The organism is Pseudomyxococcus flavus (assembly GCF_050038885.1).
Classification (GTDB): Bacteria; Myxococcota; Myxococcia; order Myxococcales; family Myxococcaceae; genus Myxococcus; species Myxococcus flavus.
The window spans coordinates 3,736,573-3,755,803 of sequence record NZ_CP143624.1; the positions used below are offsets into that span (position 1 = coordinate 3,736,573).

The window sequence follows — 19,231 nt, forward strand, 5'->3', positions numbered from 1 at the left end:
AAGCTGGGGCTTCATGGGGCCGGCTGGGACTGCTTGGCGCGGGGCGCCCGTGATGACGGGCCGCTATCGCGGCGAACAACCGTCCACCATGGGCGACGGGAATGTGACGCGGCAAGGCCCTATAGAGGTGTGACAGTGGACGTTTGCCCCCTACCCCACGGCATGGAATTCCTTGCAGGGGCGCGACTTGTGACGCATGACTCGGGCGCAGGGCCGGAAGAGAGCCACGAAGAACGGTGCCATGCTGCGGAAGACGTTGCTGTGCCTGCTGGCGGTCATGCCCCTGACGGGCTGCCACCGGACGACGTTCAAGGACTCCGTCCTCACCAAGTCCGCTGTGCGCTACCGCATTGGCGAGCTCCCCGCGTACTGGGAGCGGGTGTGGTTGGATGACAATGACCTCGCCTTCGCCGAGGCGGGCACCGGCCGCGCGCTCTCCGTCAACGCCACGTGCAAGGGGCATGACGACCCGTCCCTGCAGGTGCTCACGCGCCACCTGCTGTCGGGCTTCACGGACCGGCAGGAGCTTGCCACGCAAAACATCCCCATGGCGGGACGTGAGGCGCTGCGCAGCCGCTACCTGGCGAAGATGGACGGTGTCCCCGTGCAGCTCGAGCTGGTGGTGCTGAAGAAGGACAACTGCGTGTTCGACTTCACCTACGTGGCGCCGCCCGGGCTGGCGGACGCGCGGATGGCGGACTTCGACGGACTGCTGGCGGGCTTCGAAGCGGAGCGCCGGGGATGACGACTCGGCAGCCTGAAGTGGGCGCGGTGGCGCCCCCCGCGACGCCGACCCTGATGGAGCGCGCGAAGGAGCGGCTGGAGTCGCTGGGCGCGCTGTCACGCATGACGGGGCAGGTGTTCAGCCGCGCGGTGCGCCCGCCCTATGACTGGCGCGGGCTCGTGTATCACACCGAGTCGCTGGGCGTGCGCTCGCTGCCCATCGCCCTGCTCACGGCGATGTTCGCGGGGCTCGTCATCTCCCTGCAGTTCGGCTACTTCCTGGCGCGCTTCGGCGTGCAGTACACCGTGGGGCGCGTGGTCATCCTCACGCTGTTCCGCGAGCTGGCGCCGGTGCTCACCGCGCTCACCGTGGGCGCGCGCATCGGCAGCGGCATCGCCGCGGAGCTGGGCGCCATGACGGTGACGGAGCAGGTGGACGCCATCCGCGCGCTGGGCGCCGACCCGCTGCGCAAGCTGGTGGTGCCCCGCGTGCTGGCGTGCCTGATTGTCCTGCCGGTGCTCACCGTGTTCGCGGACGTGGTGGGGCTGGTGTCGGGCGCGCTGGTGGTCAACTTCCAGTATGCGATTACGCTGAACCTCTTCTTCCAGGGCGCGCTGGACGCGGTGCTGATGCAGGACTTCGCCTCCGGCGTGTTCAAGGGCGCGGTGTTCGGGCTCATCATCGGCCTGGTGGGGTGCTTCCGGGGGCTCACCGTGGAGGGCGGCACGGAGGGCGTGGGCCGCGCCACCACGCAGACGGTGGCCACCACCTCCGTGTCCGTGTGCCTGGCGGACTTCTTCATCACCCAGCTGACGCTGAGCCTGTGACGCGCCATGCGCTCCTCCCGTCCGCCATCCTCCGAGTTCGAGTTCCTCCCGCCCCGCGCGGGAGAGCAGCTCATCCAGTTCGAGCACCTGACGAAGGCGTTCGGCCCCAAGCGCGTCTATGACGACATGCACCTGGACGTGCGCGCCGGCGAGACACTGGTGGTGATGGGGGGCTCGGGCACGGGCAAGAGCGTGCTGCTCAAGTGCCTCATCGGCCTGCTGGCGCCGGACACCGGGCGCATCCTCTTCCAGGGGCACGACCTGACGCGCTTCACGGAGGAGCAGTTCATGCCGGTGCGCCGGCACGTGGCCATGGTGTTCCAGGGCGCGGCGCTCTTCGACTCGCTCAACGTGGGGGAGAACGTGGCCTATCCGCTGCGCGAGCACTTCCCGGACATGCCGGCGGACGAGGTCCGCGCCCGCGTGGCGGAGAAGCTGGCGCTGGTGGACCTGCCCAACACCGAGACGCTGATGCCCTCCGACTTGTCGGGCGGCATGCGCAAGCGCGTGGGGCTGGCGCGGGCCATCGCCACGGAGCCGGAGGTCATCCTCTGGGATGAGCCCACCACGGGCCTGGACCCCGTCACCACGCAGTCCATCAACGTGTTGATCAACTCGATGAAGACCCGGCTCGGTTGTACGTCCATCGTCGTGACCCACGACATGGTGAGCGCGTTCACCGTGGGAGACCGCATCGCCATGTTGGCCAATCGGAGAATCGTGCAGGTGGGCACGCCGCAGGAGATGCTCCACTCCACCGTCCCGGAGGTCCGGGCCTTCCTCGACGCGCGCCGCGTGGAGCTGTATCCCGGAGGGGCGCCATGAGCCTGTTCTCTCCCGCCGGGTCCGAGCGTCGCCTGGCGTTTCGCGCGGGGCTCTTCGTGGCCATCGGCCTGGCGGTCGCTGGCGTCGTCGTCATGGTCATCGGGCAGCAGTCGCGCCTCTTCGAGCGCAAGACGACGTACCGCGCCTACTTCGCGAACGTGCAGGGGTTGAGCGACGAGTCGCCCGTCTGGCTCGGCGGCCTCAACGTGGGGCGGGTGACGGGCATCACCTTCTCGCCCGACCCGAAGGACCCGCGGCTGGAGATCCGGTTCCAGGTGTCCTCGCGCTACACGGACCGCGTGCGGCAGGACTCGGTGGCGCAGCTGTCCAGCATGGGCGTGCTGGGGGACAAGGCGGTGGACATCTCCCTGGGCAGCCCCACGGCGCCGCCGGTGGAGCCGGGCGGGGTGCTCCAGTCGTCCACGAGCGGGGACCTGTCCGCGCTGCTCAACGGCGCCTCGCAGGTGATGGAGAACTCGGTGGCCATCAGCAAGTCGCTGCGGGCCGCGGTGGAGACGTATGCCGACCCGCAGATGGCCGAGGACGTGACGCGCGGCGTGGCGGCGCTGCGGGCGCTGCTGGAAGAGGTGGAGAAGGGCGACGGCGTGCTGCACGCGCTCATCTACGACAAGCAGGCCGGCCGCGAGGTCCGGGGCCTGCTGGCCAACGCGTCCAACGCCGCGGCGCGGGTGGACGGCGCGGTGGGCGAGCTGGAGGCGCTGTTGCGCGAGGTGCGCACCGGGGACGGCACGGCGCACGCGCTCATCTACGGCCAGGAGGGCACGAAGGCGCTGAGCGAGCTGGGCGAGGCGGCCGGGCAGCTGGCGGGGCTCATCGAGGATGCGAAGAAGAGCCCCAACGGGGCGGTGCACCAGCTGGTGTACGGCGACGCGAGCGGCATGTTCGCGGACCTGGGCAGCGCGGCTGCGGACCTGAAGAAGATTACGGCGACCGTGGCGAAGGGGGACGGCACCGTGGGCGGGCTCATCAGCGACCCGACGGTGTACGAGGACTTGCGTGAGGTGATTGGCAACGTGAAGCGCAACCGCATCCTCCGCGCGCTGGTGCGCTTCTCCCTGAGCAATCGGGAAGATTTGGAGCAGGTGGGCAAGGTGGAGCGCGTGGAGCCGAGATCGGAGGCCCCGGCCGCGGCTCCCGAAGGCGCGGCACCCGCTGCTTCTGGAGAGACGGTGACCCAGCCCTCCTCGGGGGAGATGGCGCCCTCGTCGCAGTGAGGCACGGGGTGTCCGCGCCGTGGAGGAGCGGCTCACGGCTCATGCTGTGCGAGCATCTTCGCCGCGTGTCAGGAGGACGGCGGCGGTCTGCCCCGCATCAGAGATCGAGCTCAGCAAGGCGCGCTCGCCGGTCGTGTGGCCCCTGAAGAACGCCCAGGCCGCCGCCGCGAGTGATATCGGCGCGGAGGCCGTGCCCGTTTCTCCCAGCGAACTCGCGATGTGCAGGATGCGGCAGCGGGGAAGGTCCAGTTGCTCGGCGAGCAGCACCTGGACGTGGCCCCAGACCTGGGCTCTCCAGGCCTCGCCGTTGAGGTCGAGGTAGAGGTCACCCTGGAAGCGCGGTGGGGCAGCGTGGGCGGGAAGGACGCGCTGAAGTGACTCCGCGAGCACGCGTCCGAGCTGCGCGTGCGTCATGCCTGCCTCCGGGAACCCGCCAAGCGTCACGGCTTCCACCTGCACGGCCGAGAAGGCGCGCCTCCCGCGGGCCGTCACGGGGCGCTCCAGCAGGATGGCGGCCCCTGCTTCACCGGGCATGAGGCCTATCTGCCGCCGCGGAGACTTGAGCCGATGGCGGCTGGCGAGCCACGTGAGGCTCTCCGGGTCTACATAGGAGTCCGCGGCCAGGACGAGCACCCGGTCCACGGCCCTGGAGGTCAGCAAGGCGTCCGTCTGCTCGAGCGCCGCCGCGAGGCCGCAGTGCCCCAGCGCCAACGCTCGTGCGTGTTCCTCCCGGATGGGAACGTCCATGAGGGACACGAGGGGGCGCAGGTAGAATGACTCGAGCGCCTTGGGCATCTCCTGGAGCGACCAGCCGAAGCGCTCCTCGTCGACGAGAGGGGCCAGGACGATGAGCCCGGTGCGGTGCCAGAACGGGGCGTCCACGCGGGAAGGCAGCGCGGCGGCGTCGCGGAGGTCATCGAAAGCGCCCGACGCCAGCCGCACCCAGGCGCCCGTCTGGAAGAACCCATCCGCGAATGGTGTGGCGGGAAAGCCGGTGACGGGAATGGCTTCGCCTGGCTCATCCTCGACGGTGAAGGCCGGGAGGGGGCTGGGATGGGAGAGTCCCGCGCGCAGCGCGGTGCAGGACCCCACGACGCCATTGCCGACGGAGGTGACGAGCCCGAGTCCTGTGACAGCGAGCTTCATGGTTCCTGCACTGGGGCGTTCGCCATGCCCTGGATGGAGGTGATGAGCTGCTGCCAGGACGCCGGAGGCGGGAGCCGGGCACGGTCGAGCCGGCGGGCCACGGAGGGCGCCAGCGGGTAGTGCATCTCGGTGGACAGCCCCGCGCGCTCGGCCAACCGCAGCAGCGCGAGCACCTCCACGGAAAGGTGGGCGGTGGTGGAGGCGTCGTCAGGGGAGAGGCGCTCGGCCGCGATTCGTTGGCGCAGCGCCTGGGTGCGGGCCTCCAGCAGGAGGCCCAGGCCGTCCTCGAAGCGCTGGGCGTCTGCGGCGACCAGGGCCTGACAGAGTGTGAGCCGCACATCGTCGTCCGCTGTCGGGAGGCGCTCGTAGCGTTTCATGGTCACGTCGAGGTGGTCGTTGGACGCGGCCAGGGTGAATCGCTCCATGAGGATGCGGGCATAGAGGAAGTCGTCCTCGTACTCCTCACCGGGGCTCCAGGTGGCGCGGGAGTGCTGGGCAATCTCTCGCTCCGCCTCGGTATCCCCACAGGCGATGGCGTCGAAGTATGGCTCGGAGCGGCTCGTCGTCTTGGCGGAGTCCTGAGCACCCTGGAGAAAGAAGAGGAAGGCGCGCGCCGAGCGGGAGAGGTCCTCGAAGAAGCCATCCGGCAAACCGGAGAGGAATAGCTGGGCAATGCCCATGCGCCGGTAGAGGGCGCAGACGCTCATCATCTGGGCCTGGGTGACCTGTCGGGCGAGGACGCGCGGCAGGACCATCTGGAGCTGGATGAGGCTGTTCTTCTCGATGAGGGGCAGGGGCGTTCGCACCATGGATGGGGCTTTGTGCCGCGCGTTCGCTGGATCAGCTCAGGCCTGTTCCAGCTTGGTGAGGTAGACGTTGGTGGGGTTGAGTTGCCGCAGTTCGTCCACCAGCGTGTGGCTCAGGACGTAGACGTAGGGGTCTCCCTTGATGCGGAAGAAGTCAGGCGCGGAGCGGAGCTTCTCGGTCGAGAGTACGTATTTGTCGATGCCAATGATTTCTCCCGGCATCTCTTTGGAATACTCGATTTCGCTCTTCTCGATGTGCAGGCAGTCGAAGGTGCCCAGCGGGTTGATGATGAAGTAATCACGGCTGGCCACCTGCCCCTTGTGGTCGAGCAGGGTGAAGTTGAGGCACTCCATGGGAACGCCAGTGCGCTCGAAGACATCCTTCAAGGCCCGCTCCACCACGACATAGTGAGAGGCGATGAGCGAGGCCAGTTTGCTTCCGCCGTACTTGCTGCTCATCTGCCACACTGCGTCTGGGGGGTACTTGTCCCCCATGGGGTAACCTTCCGCCAGTCGGTGGCTGAACATTCTCAGGCCCTGGGGCTCACGTTCGAGCATGCAGAGACTACGATCAACGGTAGGGCCTCGGGTGAGAGCGAAATAGTCCATAGAGTTCTAGCTAGAGTTCTAGCTTCGAGGGAGCTTGGGCATGTCTGAAATGGGTTCGCCGGGGTTTGTTTGTCCTAACGCCGTGATGCTCCTGTAGCAAATCGTTGAGAGCCGCTCGAGTTCCACCTTGGAGAGTTTGAACTTCGAGGTGTCGCAGTTCTTGCGGAGCTCCGCATCGCATATTTTTACATAGCGGTTGATGATGGGCTCGAGCCTGTCCTGAACGTTCCAGTTGTAGCCCAGGTGGTCGAACTTGGGGCTGTCTTCAATCATCCAGGAGCCATCCTCCAAGATGAGATGCCGGGGCAGTCCCAGGACGCGGGCGACCTCCAGGTCCTGTGGCAGGATGATGACGTTGATATGGTGGTTGATGTTGTAGCCGGCGCGCAGCAGCGCCAGGCGAATCAGCGTCTGGCAGTCGGCATCATCGATTTCCGCGATGGTCTCGTTGAAGAGCCCCTTGGGAATCAAGTGGTGCGAGTTGTGCCAGTACGGCCACGTATGCTTCGAGAAGTTCTGTCCGCGAGGAATAGACCTTCCCGCGGCATCCGCCATGTCGTCCCGGGTGGGGCCGTCCAGGTGCCAGTCGCCTGGCTCCGGCAGGCAGATGACGGCGCCGTACTGTCCCGGGTAGAGATTCCCCCGGGTGCTCAGGTAGGCCGACGTGGCCAGCAGGCCCATGGGCGCGGGCTTCTGCCGCTTCCCGGCTGTGGGAGTCTTGTCGTAGAGCGCCGTGCGGTTCCGCCTGGACTCCGTGAGCGCCTGCCAGCGATAGGAGCAGGTGCTGGGGGCGAGGCTGGAATCGTGTCCTGTCAGGCACGCGCCACCCTCGGTGTCCTCCTTCACCACCACGTGAGGGCAGGTCCCGTCCGGATTGACGACGTGTTCGTCGGTGCTCTTCCCCATGGCGTTCCTTCCTGCCGTGTCCGGCTACTTCATCTGCTTCTTGCAGATGAGGCAGTACGGGGCTCCAGCGTTCTTCCCCGTCGCAACCACGGGAGGCTGCATGAGTGGAAAGGGGGGCGTGTTCTTGTCGTTGTGCATCATCAGGTCGAGGGCTCGCGCCACGTTCTTCCCCTCGAACTTCACGTCGAAGGAGTAGTTGACGAACTCCGCCTTGCCCTTCGTCTTCCCGGAAATCACGCCACCTCCCGCGGCGCCGGCCTCATCTCCGGTGCTCGTGCTGAAGTTCGAGTCCTTCAGGCACACGGGATTGCCCTCCACGAACACCGTGCTGCTGCCCTGCGCGGTGTCCGCCGAGCGCGCGACGTTGGGGTAGGGGATGGGGACGGGCCCCGCGGGACTGGGCGTCTTGCACACGTCGGGGAAAGCCACTGTGGTGCCGTTGCTGTCCTTCGTCACCACGGACATCTTGTTCACGCCAACGGTATTGCCCATCTCCTGCCTCCAATCTGTCTCTCAGCGGCTCATCCAGGTGGCGAAGGGTCGCAAGGCGGCCCCGCCATTCCAGCTTCGGGCTTCCGCAGCTTGCCGACGCTGCACATGCAACCATCCGCGGGGCTCCACTGCGTATTGGCCTCCGGTGCGGATGGCCAACTCCAGCGCCAGCGGAGGCCGGCGCCGCATGGGCAGCGTCTCCAGTGCTTCGACGAGGCGCGTGGCCGTGAGTGGTCGGCCACCCAGGACGCGCGAGTCCGGCCGGAGATGCTTGCGCGCTTCGCTCCACCAGCGTTCCACCTCGGAGGCGCGGGCCAGCGGGAGCGCATCATCGGGCTCGGGTGTCAGGGGTGTGCGGAGGTCCTCCTCCAAGGGCGGCAGCGAGTCATCCTCCTCTTCGCGCTCCCGGAGCAGGCCGTCCTTGAGCACCAGGCCGGTGATGGCGCAGAAGGCCTCCGCGGCTCGGCCTCCCAGCCGCGGGTCCTCCAGCCAGGGAAGACACGCATCCGCGGCCGCGGTCCGTCCGGAGAAGCCCAACGCCCACAGGGTGTCAGGTCTCAGGGGCGGCGTGTCCAGGAGCTTCACCAGCCGGGAGATATCCTCGTCCTCTCCTCCCAGCGCGAGGAGCAGCCGCGCGGTGCGCCCCATCGCATCCGGCGCCTCCGCCGCCGCACGGCAGGCCTGCCAGACCGGGCGTTGCGCCTGGACCAGCCCTGCTTCCAGCGCTGCCGCGCGGAGCTCGGGCAGACCCGACTCCAGCCCCCGCCGCACGAGCCCTGCCTCCGCGTCTCGTGGCCATCGCCGTGCTGCTCGCAGGGCCGCCAGCCGGGCCTCGGGCGATGGATGCGCGAGCGCACCTGTCAGCACGGCGCCTCCGGGGGAATGCCCCTGGAGACGCAGGGACTCCAGCGCTGACGCCTGGACCTCGGGCTGCTCCCTGGGGTTGAGCAGCGAGACAAGCTGGTGGGCCAGTCCGGGCCGCTCACTGAGCGCCAGGGCTTCGGCGACCCAGCCCTGTCGCTCGGGAGTTCCCTCCCTCAGCTCCGTCAGCACCGCCGTCAGGCCATGAGGGGCCTCTCTCGCGAGCAGGGCCAGCGCCGCCACGCCCGTGCACTCCCGGTCATCCTCCTGGAGATTGGGAAGCAGCAGCCGCTCGGACACCCGCGAGGCGCTGTGCGCGAGCATGTCGATGAAGGCGCGCAGCCGCTCCTCATGAAGCTCCGCGACCTGGCCAGGTTGGAGGGTCGCTGACTGGAAGAAGTACTCACGTTGCTGCCACTGGTAGCGTGCCTCGTCGAACGCTTCCTCCAGGAGGTCCCAGCGTGGGCTCAGGTCTGGACGGAATGCCCACATGGTCAACCGTGGCCCTTCGCGTGCTCGGTGGATGCCCGGACGTTGCCACTCGCCAGGCGCGCCGCCTGTTCGCTCAGCGTCGGGAGGCCGTGTCGGCGGCGCGGTACGCGCTCCGCGCAGGTCGCAATGATGGCCTTCCTCATGCCGTTCCCCCTGGCTGTTCGCGGCCTGGAAGTGTGCCTGTTGCTTGGAACCCTGTCGAGCGACGCTCGGATGGGGATGCGGCGGGCAGGTGTCTGGCGCGTGGCTGGTGTGATTCGACGGCGTGGCCGCATCTGGCGTTCGTGCTCCCAAGCCACTAAGACGGCGGCCCGCCACCTCGGCGCTGCCGGAGCGCGAGGGGCTCTCGTCGCGATGAGCTCACCTGCCGTCTCCACGTCCGCCGCTGCCGCGCCCACGCTCCCCAGGTCTCGGACCTGGGCCGGACGCGTGTTGCTCTTCGTGGGCTTCTTCGCGGCGCTGGCGGCGTTCCCCGTCTACACGCCCTTCGACTCCAAACTGACGCTCCCCACCACGCTGTCATTGCTGCGGGAGGGGAACCTCGACCTCGATGAGTACGCGCCCACCTTCGAGTCGTACCGCCATGGCCTCTACGAGCGCGACGGCCACCTCTACAACTACTTCCCCCTGGGCCCCTCGCTGGCCGCGTGGCCCATGGTGTTGCTGGTGGATGGCTTCGTCCGCCTCGCCACGCCCGTGGGCAACCTCCACCCGGCCCTGGCCCGGCCGCTGGCGCACTGGCGCCACATCTACGACGCCACGGGCCGCGTGGACCTGGACGCGTGGAACGGACCGCAGCGCCTCTTCGCGTCCGTACTGACCGCGCTGGCCGGCGTCGTCATGTACGTGCTCGGCACCGTGCTGCGCCTGTCCCGCCAGCGCGCGCTCCTGCTCGCCGGCGTCTTCGTCTTCTGCACGCCGCTGCTCTCCACCGCCAGCCGCGCGCTGTGGCAGCACGGCCCCTCGCTGCTGTGCCTGTCGCTCGTGCTCCTGTGTCTGGTGCGCGCGCGCGAGGCCCCGAAGCACGTGGCCTGGGCAGGCATCCCCCTCGCGCTCGCCTACGTCATGCGGCCCACCAACAGCATCTCCGTGCTGCTGCTGTCGCTCTACGTGCTGTGGACGTACCCGCGTCAGGCCTGGAAGTTCTTCGCGGGCGCGCTCGTGGTGGCGATTCCGTGGGTGACGGTGAACCTCGTCCACTATGGCACCGTGCTGGCGCCCTACTACGAGCCCCAGCGCCTGGAGCTGTCCGCGTCACGCGTGGCCGAGGCCCTGGCTGGCAACCTCGTGTCCCCCGCGCGAGGGCTGCTCGTCTTCACGCCCGTCCTCCTCCTTTGCGCCTGGGGCCTGTGGTTGGACCTCCGCGCTCGCGCCTTCACCCGGCTGCACGCCGTCCTGCTCGCGGTGGTGGTGCTGCACTGGGTGGCCATCTCCACCTTCCCGCACTGGTGGGCGGGGCACTCCTATGGCCCGCGCTTCTTCACGGACATGGTGCCCTTCCTCGTCTTCTTCCTGGTGCCCGTGGTGCGCGCGCTGCGCTGGCGCGGCCCGGAGGCCCGGCGGGGACTCACGGCCACCTTCGCGGTGCTGGCGGTGCTGAGCCTGGTCATCCACATCCACGGCGCCAGCTCGCGCGCCGTGTACCGGTGGAACAGCTTCCCCGTCGACGTCGACGAGCACCCGGAGCGGCTCTGGGACTGGAAGGATCCGCAGTTCCTCGGCCGCCGCTGAGCTACTCGCCGCGCGCGTGCCGCACCAGCGCCCGCGTCAGGTGCCCGGCCACGTCCGAGCCGCCCCGCGCGTCGAAGCCGAGGAACATCGCCGAGCCATTCAGCTCCAGGAAGCGCGGCACGCCATCCGCGTCCCGCTTCAAATCCAACCCCGTCCACCGGAGGCCCAGCACCTCGCACGCCTTCACGCAGGCGCGGGCCACGTCCTCGGGAAGTGTCACCAGCTCGATGCGCTCCTCGTTCTGCCGGAAGTCCAGCGACGCGGTGACGATGCGCAGGCTCGCGATGACGGCGCCGTCCAGCACGTACACGCGGAGGTCCTCGCCCGGCAGCAGCTCCTGGAAGGTGACGGGCGCGGCGGACAGCGCCGCGAGGCGTTCATCCGTGAGGTCTTCCGCGCGCAGCTCCCGCGTCGCCGCGCCGCCCATGACGGGCTTGTACGCCACGCGCCCGCCCCGCGCGAAGCGGCGCACCGCCTCCGCGTCGTTCGTCCACAGCGTTCGGGGCACGGGCAGCCCGGCGGCCTGGAGCGCGGCGAGCTGCGCGGGCTTGTGCATCACCCAGTCCGAGGAGGGTGGGTTGTACAGCGGTACGCCCAGGCGCTCCCACCGGCCCAGCAGGCCATTCAGCAGGGCGCTCTTCTCGCGAAAGGCGGTGAGCGTGGTGCGCCAGTCCGCGTCCATGGCGTCCTGCGCATCCACCAGGTACGCCAGCGGGTGGGCGTGCAGCCCGCGCAGGTACACGGCGGCGGGCCGGCCCACGTCGCGCCCATCCACCACGATGCCCGCCAGGTCCTCCGTGAGCGACAGCCGCGTCTCCTCGGGAAAGGCGAGCGTGTCCACCACCACGCTGTCCACGTCCTCGGCGCTGAGCCGGCGCGCCATCTCCTGCACGTGCGCGTCCTCTCGCGAGCCTACCAGCACCACCGTGCCTGTCCGTGTCACGAGCATCCTCTCCCGTCGATGTCAGGAACCGCTAGCGTTGTAGCGCGTCTCCGCTATCGGTCTCCTCTCCGACTTTCATCGTGGTCACCGGGTCTGACGGCGCGGGACGCGTCCCGGGCGAGGTCGGCGTCCAGTCCCGGATGAAGAGCGCGCGACACGGCTTCGGTGGAGCTGGCTTGGGCATGGTGGTGACAAGATGGGGCCGGGCGCCGTGCCGCACCAGGGGCCTCGCTGGGGCCTGGGACACCGCGTCACCTGGGTGTCGGGCACTGCGCGGTGCGCCGCGCGCGCTGTCGTTTCCGGTGACTTCCACCGGGCGCTTGGGCTCCAATCGCACGCCATGAAAGCGCTCTCCCTGCGTGAGGACCGATTCCTCGACGTGCTCCGGCGGCTCATCGCCCTGACTCCCAAGCTGCAGAACAACCCTGGCGCGGGGCTGGTGCCCGAGGAGCGGCTCGCCGCACAGGTGGTGCTGGACACGCTGGCGCCGCACATCGAGAGCGGCTTCATCCAGGCGGAGTCCATCGCCGGCCCGGGCCAGGAGGCTCGCCCCTGCCTGGTGCTCACCGTGCAGGGAGAAGGGGAGGGCGCCATCGGCTTCGTCGGCGCGCACTTCGACGTCGTCCCCGCGGACGAGAAGGCGGAAGGGTGGGAGCGCAACCCCTTCGCGCTGTGGGAGGGCCCTGGCGGCGTCCTCTACGGGCGCGGCGTCACCGACTGCCTGGGGCACGTCGCCGTGCTCACCGACCTGCTCGCCCAGCTCGCGGAGCGCAAGGTGCGCCCCAGCCGCACGCTGAAGGTGGTGCTCATCTCCAACGAGGAGTCCTCGGAGCTGCCCGGCCTGGGCCTCAACTACGTGGCCGAGCAGGGGAAGCTCAAGCCGCTGGAGGGCGAGCCGGTGTACTGGCTGGACAGCGCCAACTTCGGCCCCACGCTGGGCACCGCGGGCGTCACGTTGTGGGAGCTGAAGGTGACGGGCGTGGGCGGTCACTCCGGCATGCCGCAGAACTGCGTCAACGCGCTGGAGCTGGGCATGGCCGCGTCGCTGGAGCTGGCCCGCTTCTTCCACGAGCGCTTCCCGCCCACGGAGGACGAGCAGCGCTGGGGCTTCCTGTCGTCCTCCAGCCTCAAGGCCACCGTGGTGGAGGCGCCCAACACGAAGGAGACGAAGGTGCCCGCCGACGTCGTCGTGCGCGGCGACATCCGCCTCACGCCCTTCTATGACATGGCCGAGGTACAGCAGGCGGTGGGGGACTTCGTGCGCGAGCTGGACGCGCGGCTGGAGCGCGGCGAGGCCCCCGCCCACTTCCCCCGCACGCGCACCGCGGGCGGCAAGCGCGGCGCGCTGGCGCTGCGCTTCCTGGGGACGGGCACGGAGGGCATCGCCTGCCGGCTGGACTCGGAGGGCCTGCGCGCGCTGAAGGAGGCGATGCAGGTGGTGCGCGGCGTGACGGCCACGCCCTTCTCGCTCACCGGCTCGCTGCCGCTGGTGAGGGACCTGCAACGCCAGGGCTGCGACGTGCAGATTACGGGCTTCGGAGACATGCAGTACTACCACGCCCCCAACGAGCAGGCCCGGCTGGAGGACTTCCGGCAGGGCTTCGCCATCCTGCGCGAGCTGCTCGTCCGGCTCTGAGGCCGCGCCCTGTTCAGCGCGGGCCACCGGACACACGTCTGGCGCATCTGTGCGTGGACAGCGCGGCCGGGGGCCGTCACAGTCAAATCGAGCCGCGGGCACCCCCGCCCGCGGCGGCTGCGCGAGAGGAGCGGTGACGCCGTGAGAGACTTGCTGATGATTCCCGGGCCGGTGGAGTTCGAGCCGGAGGTGCTCCAGGCGCTCGGCGCGCCCACGCTCAGCCACACGGACCCCGCGTTCATCACCGTCTTCGGCCGCGCCCTCCGGCGGCTCCGGGAGGTGTGCCTGGCGCCCTCCTCGCAGCCCTTCGTGGTGTCCGGCTCCGGCACGCTGGCCATGGAGCTGGCGGTCGCCAACCTGGTGGAGCCCGGCGACGCGGCCCTGGTGGTGAACACCGGCTATTTCAGCGACCGGATGGCGAAAATCCTGGAGCGCCACGGCGCGACGGTGACGCACGTGCGCGCGCCTCCGGGGGACGTGCCCTCCCTGGACGAGGTGGAGACGCACCTGGCGAAGGGGACCTTCAAGCTGCTGTCCGTCACCCACGTGGACACGTCCACGGGCGTCCTCGCGCCGGCGGAGGCGCTGGTGCGCGCCGCCCGCAAGCACGGCGTCCTGTCGGTGGTGGACGGCGTGTGCGCCACCGCGGCGGAGGCCTTCCACCAGGATGCGTGGGAGGCGGACGTCTACCTCACCGCCAGCCAGAAGGCGGTGGGCGTGCCGCCCGGGCTGGCGCTGCTCACCGTCGGCCCCCGGGCCATGGAGGCGTGGCGGAAGCGCCGCGCGCCGGTGGCCAGCGTCTACGCGGACTGGGCGGAGTGGCTGCCCATCATGGAGGCCTACGAGGCTGGCAAGCCGGCCTACTTCGCCACCCCGCCGGTGAACCTGGTGGCCGCCCTGGACGTGAGCCTGGGACAGATTCTCGCCGAGGGCATGGAGGCCCGCTTCGCCCGGCACCAGCGCATGGCGCGGGCCTTCCGTGCGGGGTGGAAGGCGCTGGGCCTGCGCCTGCTGCCCACGTCCGACGCCGTGGCCGCCAACACCTTGAGCGCCGTGTACTACCCGGAGGGTGTGGACGCCGCGCTGGTGGGCGGGGTGAAGGGGCAGGGCGTCGTTGTGGCCGGAGGCCTGCACCCCGACCTCAGGACGCGCTACTTCCGCGTGGGCCACATGAACCGCGTGGGGCCCGCGGACGTGTTGTCCACGGTGGGGGCCCTGGAGCGCGCCCTGCTCGCCGCGGGACACCGCTCGGAGCCGGGTGCCGCCGTGGCCGCCGCCCAGGCGTCCCTGCTCGCGGGCTGAGCGGACAGGGCCGCTGCTGCCTCGGATGATGTTGGCTGTTGGAAGCTTGTCTCGGCCCGCGGGGCGAAACGGGTTTGCTTCGACAGTACCGTAAAAATATGCGACTGTTGGCTTCCCGGAAGTGGGGGGAATCCAGGGAGCCTGGAAGCATCCGCGAGGTTTGGTGGCGGTGTGTTCCCCGGGCGCCCTGGTGGGTCCCCTCGGGGAGACGACCATGTACGCGGGTTATGAATCGAGCGCGGGTGGCGGGGCGGCCTGGGAGCTGGAGTTGCGCCGGCTGGCGGCCACGGACGACGACATGGCCCGGGGGATGTTCTTCCAGGGCACGCTGGACGTGGTGGGTTTCCTCGGCGGTGAAGGCGCCGTCGCCCGGTGCAAGGGCGTGGCGGGCATGTGGGAAATCAACCTCCTCCACCTGTACCCCATCACCCGTTTCCTCCGGATGACATCGACGGCGGCCCGCCTGCTGGCGCCGCAACTGGAGGGCTTCGAGAGCGTGCTGCGGCGCATGGGCACCCAGGCCACGATGGACTTCCTGGCGTCCGTGTTCGGGCGGGAGCTGATGCGCACGGCCTCCGGGAAGCCGCGCGTCCTGCTGGAGTCGCTGGGCGAGGCCTACCGCTCCGCGGTGACGTACGGCGAGCGCTACCCGCAGTGGACCGGCGAGACGAGCGCCCGCTTCATCATGCGCCGCGATTTCATGCCGGCCGCCTACCACGAGGGCGTGCTGCACGGCGTGCTAGAGGCCATCGGCATGCGCGAGGTCCGGGTCCAGGGCCGTCAGGTGGGGCTGCTGGACAGCGAGTACGAGCTTTCCTGGAAGTAGCCTCGAGAAAGGACGCCCGAGTGCCCGCGGCGGACGCGCGCGAAGCGTCCGCCGATATGTGGCGCTGGGCGCCGGACGTTCACCAGCCATCGCTCGTGGCGGCGCGTCTTCCGCTTCACCTCCGAACTTCCGAATGGGCAGTAAGCTCATGCACGTGCCGCGGGCCGCGCGAGCGCAGCGGTGCGTGTTACCCCGGGCGGGCCGTTGGAAGACAAGGAGAGGCGTGAGTGAGTCGGCCGTTGCTGGTGGTGGATGACGACGCGGACCTTCGTGAAGCGCTGGAAGAGGTGCTCCGCGACGCGGGCTACACGGTGCTGGGTGCCAGCAACGGCAAGCATGCCCTGGAGGTGCTGGGCGCGGCGACGGAGCTGCCGGGGCTCGTCCTCCTGGACATGATGATGCCCGTCCTGGACGGCGGCGGGTTCGCCAGGGCCATGCGGCAGGTGCCGGAGTGGCGCGAGATTCCCGTGCTCGTCTTCTCCGCGTCCGCCAATGCACGGCAGGTCGCGGACGAGATTGGCGCTTGCGGACACCTGCGCAAACCCGTGGACGTGGAGACCCTGCTGGACGCCGTCGGCCGGCACCTGACGTCGTAGAGCAGGCAGGCGCATGCCCGGGGACGTCCTGCATCCCCGCTCGGTTGACGCATATGGGGCTCGTTGGTAAGTGCCAGCTTAACACTTTACGTGGAGGGCCGGATGCACACCAACGCACTGGCGCTGCTGATTCTGCAGCTCATCGTCATCATCGGCTTGTCGCGGCTCATTGGCCGCGGCGCGCGGTGGTTGGGACAACCGCTGGTCATCGCGGAGGTGGTGGCGGGCATCGTCCTGGGGCCGTCGCTGCTGGGCTGGCTGGCTCCTGACGTGATGAACGGGTTGTTCCCGGCGTCGTCCATGCCGGTGCTGACGATGCTCAGCCAGGTGGGGCTGGTGCTGTTCATGTTCCTCATCGGCCTGGAGCTGGACCCCCGGCTGCTGAAGGGACGTGGCCATGCGTCGGTGGCCATCAGCCACTCCAGCATCATCGTTCCCTTCGCGCTGGGCGCGGGCGCGGGCGCGCTGTGGTTCTACAAGAGCCTGTCGTCGCCGGAGGTGCCCTTCTCCTCGTTCGTGCTCTTCATGGGCGTGGCGATGAGCATCACCGCCTTCCCGGTGCTGGCGCGCATCCTCACCGAGCGCGGGCTGCTCCAGTCGAAGGTCGGCACGGTGGCCATCGCCTGCGCGGCGGTGGATGACGTCACCGCGTGGTGTCTGCTGGCCTTCGTCGTCTCCATCGTCCGCGCGTCGAGCCTGGCGCAGGCGGCGCTCACCACGATGCTCGCGCTGGGCTACATCGCCTTCATGCTGATGGTGGTGAGGCCCTTCCTCGCGCGCCTGGGCGCACGGGTGGCCAGCCGCGAGGGGCTCACGCAGAACGTGGTGGCGGGCACGCTGGTGCTGCTGCTGGCGTCCGCCGGCGTGACGGAGCTCATCGGCATCCACGCGCTCTTCGGCGCCTTCCTCTTCGGCGCGGTGATTCCCAAGGAGGGCCGGCTGGCGGAGTCGCTGGCGGAGCGGCTGGAGGACGTGGCGGTGGTGCTGCTCCTGCCCGTCTTCTTCGCCTTCAGCGGCCTGCGCACGCAGATTGGCCTGCTGAACACCGCGGAGGACTGGGTGATGTGCGGCGTCATCATCGTGCTGGCCTGCCTGGGCAAGTTCGGTGGCAGCGCGGTGGCGGCGCGGATGACGGGCCTGCGGTGGCGCGAGGCGAGCGCCATCGGCATCCTGATGAACACGCGCGGCCTGATGGAGCTCATCGTGCTCAACATCGGCCTGGACCTGGGCGTCATCTCGCCCCAGCTCTTCACGATGATGGTCCTGATGGCGCTCGTGACGACGTTCATGACCACGCCGCTGCTGCGCTGGATTTATCCGACGGAGGAACTGGCGAGGGACCGCGTGGTGCTGCCGCTGCCGGTGGAGCCGGGGCCGGCGCCCTACAGCGTGCTGATGTGCGTGTCGCACGGGCAGGCGGGGCCCGGCATGGCCACGCTGGCGCGCTCGCTCACGGGGGTGGACGAGGGCGCGCAGTTGCACGCGCTGCACCTGGTGTCCCCGGAGCGCGCGTCGCTGCGTCCGGACTCGCAGAAGGACCCGGAGGAGGACAGCGCGCTGACGCCGCTCCTGGGACGGGCCGAGAGCCTGGGGCTCTCCGTGCGGCCGCTGTCGTTCGTCTCCGGCGAGCCCGCCCAGGACATCTGCCGCACGGCGAAGGCCCGGCGCGCGGACCTGGTGCTGCTGGGCTGGCACAAGCCGCTCTTCAGCCAGACGGTGCTGGGGGGGACGGTGCACGAGGTGATGCAGGAGGCGAGCGGGCCGGTGGCGGTGCTGGTGGACCGTGACCTGGCCGAGGTAAAGCGCGTGCTGGTGCCCTTCATCGGCAGCCGGCATGACCGCGCGGCCCTGGCGCTGGCCCGGCGGCTGATGAAGCAGTCGGGCGCGGAGGTGACGGTGCTGCATGTGACGTCGGACCTGGGCGGCCAGGGCGGAGCCCGGGCCCAGGTGGAGGAGCTGTTCCCCGCCACCGAGGGCGGTGTGGTGCTGAAGGTGGTGCGCAGCGCCGCGCCGGACGAGGCCGCGCTGGAGGAGGCGCGCCACGGCTACGACCTGGTCGTCGTGGGCATGGGCGCGCAGTGGGGGTTGGAGGACAAGGCGTTTGGCCTGAACCGCGAGCGCCTCGTCCGGGACGCGCCCGGGTCGCTGCTGGTGGTGTGCGATGCGACGCCCGCCTCGGCGGCGGAGGCGACGTCGGAAGCTGCTGACGCCGGGCCCCACGCGGCCCGTGCGCTGCCCGCGAGGAGCTGATGCACCTGGGAGCCACCCTTCGGCTGCTGCGCGTGGACGCGGGCCTGTCCCTCCGGGACCTGGCCCGCCGCATCGGCGTGTCCAGCGCCTACCTCAGCCGCGTGGAGAACGGCGTGGACGCGCCGCCCACGCCCGAGCGCCTGTCCGCCATCGCCCGCGAGCTGGACGTCCCGCCCGCGCTGCTGATGGACGTGGCCAACCGCGTGAGCCCCTATGTGGCCGGCTACCTGGAAGAGGTGCCGGGCGCCGGGGCGCTCTTCCTGGAGATTGCCCGGCGGCGCCTGTCCGGACCGCAGCTGGCGCGGGTGCGTGACTTCCTCGACGCGGAGTTCCCCGTGCGCGGCGCGCGGGGCGACGCGCCCGTGCCTCCGCTGGCGCCGCTCCTGGCGCCGGAGCGGGTGGTGCTCCAGCTGTCCTGCGCGGGCTGGGATGACGTGCTGGACGTGGTGGCCGAGCGCCTGGCATCCGCCCGGCCTGGGATAGACGCGGCGCTGCTGGTGAAGGGCCTGCGGGAGCGCGGCGAGGAGTCCTCATGCGCGGTGGGCGCGGGCGTGGCGGTGCCGCACGTCTTCGTGCCCGGCGCGGCGCCCACGGCGGCCCTGGTGACGCTGGCGAAGCCCTTGAAGGGGGACACCCCGGACGGGCAGCCCCTGCGGCTGGTGGTGGCGGCGATGGACGGCGGACATGGCAGCGCGCGGCTGGTGCGGCTGGCGCACGTGGCACGGCTGGCCGCCTACGGGCTGGCCGACCGGCTGCTGGAGGTGCGCCAGCCGGCCCAGGTGCTCTCTGTCCTGTCGGAGCTGGAGGCGCTGCGCTGAGCGCCTGCGAGCTGGCGAACCGACTGCTGACAACGTACCAGCTGGCTCCGGCTCGCTGCGCGCTGGCGGAGCAGGACGCGCTGTGCTGATTCAGGCGCCGGGCTGGCCCCGGTGCTCCCGGGGCGTGGTCTCCCCGCCGCTGGTGGCGGGGGCGGCTCCGGTGGGAGCATGCTCCCACCGGAGCCGCTTGCCCCGCTCCCACACCC

18 protein-coding genes are annotated in these 19,231 nt (G+C 70.0%); 11 read left to right on the plus strand and 7 right to left on the minus strand.

The genetic code is table 11. The features are described from left to right. Positions 1-241 precede the first annotated feature (241 nt). The 4 genes from VZL07_RS15650 to VZL07_RS15665 are packed head-to-tail and all read left to right on the plus strand — an operon-like array spanning position 242 to position 3,611. Positions 242-745, plus strand: a complete 504-nt coding sequence (locus tag VZL07_RS15650) for a hypothetical protein (protein WP_426756341.1) — start codon at positions 242-244, stop codon at positions 743-745. Next, on the plus strand, positions 742-1,551 hold the full coding sequence (locus VZL07_RS15655; RefSeq protein WP_426756342.1) for an MlaE family ABC transporter permease: 810 nt from the start codon (positions 742-744) through the stop codon (positions 1,549-1,551). Before VZL07_RS15650 ends, VZL07_RS15655 begins: the two co-directional genes overlap by 4 nt. A gap of 6 nt (positions 1,552-1,557) precedes the next feature. Continuing rightward, a complete protein-coding gene (locus VZL07_RS15660; protein ID WP_426756343.1) occupies positions 1,558-2,376 on the plus strand; it encodes an ABC transporter ATP-binding protein in 819 nt (272 codons plus the stop codon). After that, entirely contained in the window at positions 2,373-3,611 is a 1,239-nt protein-coding gene (locus VZL07_RS15665) for an MlaD family protein (protein ID WP_426756344.1), read from the plus strand. The genes VZL07_RS15660 and VZL07_RS15665 overlap by 4 nt, the downstream gene beginning before the upstream one ends. Positions 3,612-3,650: 39 nt before the next feature. On the opposite strand, the gene VZL07_RS15670 is transcribed toward VZL07_RS15665, so the two are convergent. The 6 genes from VZL07_RS15670 to VZL07_RS15695 all read right to left on the minus strand — a co-directional run bounded on the left by VZL07_RS15670 (position 3,651) and on the right by VZL07_RS15695 (position 8,923). Then, positions 3,651-4,757 carry a hypothetical protein gene (locus VZL07_RS15670; protein WP_426756345.1) on the minus strand — a complete coding sequence of 369 codons (1,107 nt, stop codon included), beginning with the start codon at positions 4,755-4,757 and terminating at the stop codon, positions 3,651-3,653. Continuing rightward, the gene (locus tag VZL07_RS15675) at positions 4,754-5,566 is read right to left on the minus strand and encodes an Imm49 family immunity protein (RefSeq protein WP_426756346.1); all 813 of its coding nucleotides are present in this window, start codon (positions 5,564-5,566) and stop codon (positions 4,754-4,756) included. The genes VZL07_RS15670 and VZL07_RS15675 overlap by 4 nt, the downstream gene beginning before the upstream one ends. Positions 5,567-5,602: 36 nt before the next feature. Further along, positions 5,603-6,058 carry an imm11 family protein gene (locus VZL07_RS15680; protein ID WP_426756347.1) on the minus strand — a complete coding sequence of 152 codons (456 nt, stop codon included), beginning with the start codon at positions 6,056-6,058 and terminating at the stop codon, positions 5,603-5,605. Positions 6,059-6,190: 132 nt separating this feature from the next. After that, the gene (locus tag VZL07_RS15685) at positions 6,191-7,078 is read right to left on the minus strand and encodes a hypothetical protein (RefSeq protein WP_426756348.1); all 888 of its coding nucleotides are present in this window, start codon (positions 7,076-7,078) and stop codon (positions 6,191-6,193) included. 24 nt (positions 7,079-7,102) lie between these two features. Next, positions 7,103-7,570 (minus strand): DUF4150 domain-containing protein, encoded by a 468-nt coding sequence (locus VZL07_RS15690; protein WP_426756349.1) that lies wholly within the window; start codon positions 7,568-7,570, stop codon positions 7,103-7,105. 21 nt (positions 7,571-7,591) lie between these two features. Then, positions 7,592-8,923, minus strand: a complete 1,332-nt coding sequence (locus tag VZL07_RS15695) for a TIGR02270 family protein (protein WP_426756350.1) — start codon at positions 8,921-8,923, stop codon at positions 7,592-7,594. Positions 8,924-9,277: 354 nt separating this feature from the next. Between VZL07_RS15695 and VZL07_RS15700 the strand changes: the two genes are divergently transcribed. After that, entirely contained in the window at positions 9,278-10,654 is a 1,377-nt protein-coding gene (locus VZL07_RS15700) for a hypothetical protein (protein ID WP_426756351.1), read from the plus strand. 1 nt (position 10,655) lies between these two features. Here the strand turns inward: VZL07_RS15700 and VZL07_RS15705 are convergent, their stop codons facing one another. Continuing rightward, positions 10,656-11,603 carry an ATP-grasp domain-containing protein gene (locus VZL07_RS15705; RefSeq protein WP_426756352.1) on the minus strand — a complete coding sequence of 316 codons (948 nt, stop codon included), beginning with the start codon at positions 11,601-11,603 and terminating at the stop codon, positions 10,656-10,658. A gap of 334 nt (positions 11,604-11,937) precedes the next feature. On the opposite strand from VZL07_RS15705, the gene VZL07_RS15710 reads away from it, so the two are divergent. The 6 genes from VZL07_RS15710 to VZL07_RS15735 all read left to right on the plus strand — a co-directional run bounded on the left by VZL07_RS15710 (position 11,938) and on the right by VZL07_RS15735 (position 19,025). Further along, positions 11,938-13,233 (plus strand): M20/M25/M40 family metallo-hydrolase, encoded by a 1,296-nt coding sequence (locus VZL07_RS15710; RefSeq protein ID WP_426756353.1) that lies wholly within the window; start codon positions 11,938-11,940, stop codon positions 13,231-13,233. A gap of 141 nt (positions 13,234-13,374) precedes the next feature. After that, positions 13,375-14,535, plus strand: a complete 1,161-nt coding sequence (locus tag VZL07_RS15715) for a pyridoxal-phosphate-dependent aminotransferase family protein (RefSeq protein ID WP_426756354.1) — start codon at positions 13,375-13,377, stop codon at positions 14,533-14,535. 214 nt (positions 14,536-14,749) lie between these two features. Beyond that, positions 14,750-15,361, plus strand: coding sequence for a DUF2378 family protein (locus VZL07_RS15720; RefSeq protein ID WP_426756355.1), 612 nt, complete (start codon positions 14,750-14,752; stop codon positions 15,359-15,361). A 227-nt stretch (positions 15,362-15,588) separates the two neighbouring features. Next, on the plus strand, positions 15,589-15,957 hold the full coding sequence (locus VZL07_RS15725) for a response regulator (RefSeq protein ID WP_426756356.1): 369 nt from the start codon (positions 15,589-15,591) through the stop codon (positions 15,955-15,957). 102 nt (positions 15,958-16,059) lie between these two features. Then, the gene (locus VZL07_RS15730; protein WP_426756357.1) at positions 16,060-18,207 is read left to right on the plus strand and encodes a cation:proton antiporter; all 2,148 of its coding nucleotides are present in this window, start codon (positions 16,060-16,062) and stop codon (positions 18,205-18,207) included. Next, positions 18,207-19,025 carry a helix-turn-helix domain-containing protein gene (locus VZL07_RS15735; protein WP_426756358.1) on the plus strand — a complete coding sequence of 273 codons (819 nt, stop codon included), beginning with the start codon at positions 18,207-18,209 and terminating at the stop codon, positions 19,023-19,025. The genes VZL07_RS15730 and VZL07_RS15735 overlap by 1 nt, the downstream gene beginning before the upstream one ends. Positions 19,026-19,231 lie beyond the last annotated feature (206 nt).

Bases quoted from the DNA above. Each gene is read 5' to 3' on its own strand.
- VZL07_RS15670 (WP_426756345.1), bottom strand. From the start codon at position 4,757: ATGAAGCTCGCTGTCACAGGACTCGGGCTCGTCACCTCCGTCGGCAAT.
- VZL07_RS15700 (WP_426756351.1), top strand. From the start codon at position 9,278: ATGAGCTCACCTGCCGTCTCCACGTCCGCCGCTGCCGCGCCCACGCTC.
- VZL07_RS15675 (WP_426756346.1), bottom strand. From the start codon at position 5,566: ATGGTGCGAACGCCCCTGCCCCTCATCGAGAAGAACAGCCTCATCCAG.
- VZL07_RS15685 (WP_426756348.1), bottom strand. From the start codon at position 7,078: ATGGGGAAGAGCACCGACGAACACGTCGTCAATCCGGACGGGACCTGC.
- VZL07_RS15660 (WP_426756343.1), top strand. From the start codon at position 1,558: ATGCGCTCCTCCCGTCCGCCATCCTCCGAGTTCGAGTTCCTCCCGCCC.
- VZL07_RS15680 (WP_426756347.1), bottom strand. From the start codon at position 6,058: ATGGGGGACAAGTACCCCCCAGACGCAGTGTGGCAGATGAGCAGCAAG.
- VZL07_RS15710 (WP_426756353.1), top strand. From the start codon at position 11,938: ATGAAAGCGCTCTCCCTGCGTGAGGACCGATTCCTCGACGTGCTCCGG.
- VZL07_RS15695 (WP_426756350.1), bottom strand. From the start codon at position 8,923: ATGTGGGCATTCCGTCCAGACCTGAGCCCACGCTGGGACCTCCTGGAG.
- VZL07_RS15665 (WP_426756344.1), top strand. From the start codon at position 2,373: ATGAGCCTGTTCTCTCCCGCCGGGTCCGAGCGTCGCCTGGCGTTTCGC.
- VZL07_RS15735 (WP_426756358.1), top strand. From the start codon at position 18,207: ATGCACCTGGGAGCCACCCTTCGGCTGCTGCGCGTGGACGCGGGCCTG.
- VZL07_RS15730 (WP_426756357.1), top strand. From the start codon at position 16,060: ATGCACACCAACGCACTGGCGCTGCTGATTCTGCAGCTCATCGTCATC.
- VZL07_RS15655 (WP_426756342.1), top strand. From the start codon at position 742: ATGACGACTCGGCAGCCTGAAGTGGGCGCGGTGGCGCCCCCCGCGACG.
- VZL07_RS15720 (WP_426756355.1), top strand. From the start codon at position 14,750: ATGTACGCGGGTTATGAATCGAGCGCGGGTGGCGGGGCGGCCTGGGAG.
- VZL07_RS15690 (WP_426756349.1), bottom strand. From the start codon at position 7,570: ATGGGCAATACCGTTGGCGTGAACAAGATGTCCGTGGTGACGAAGGAC.
- VZL07_RS15650 (WP_426756341.1), top strand. From the start codon at position 242: ATGCTGCGGAAGACGTTGCTGTGCCTGCTGGCGGTCATGCCCCTGACG.
- VZL07_RS15705 (WP_426756352.1), bottom strand. From the start codon at position 11,603: ATGCTCGTGACACGGACAGGCACGGTGGTGCTGGTAGGCTCGCGAGAG.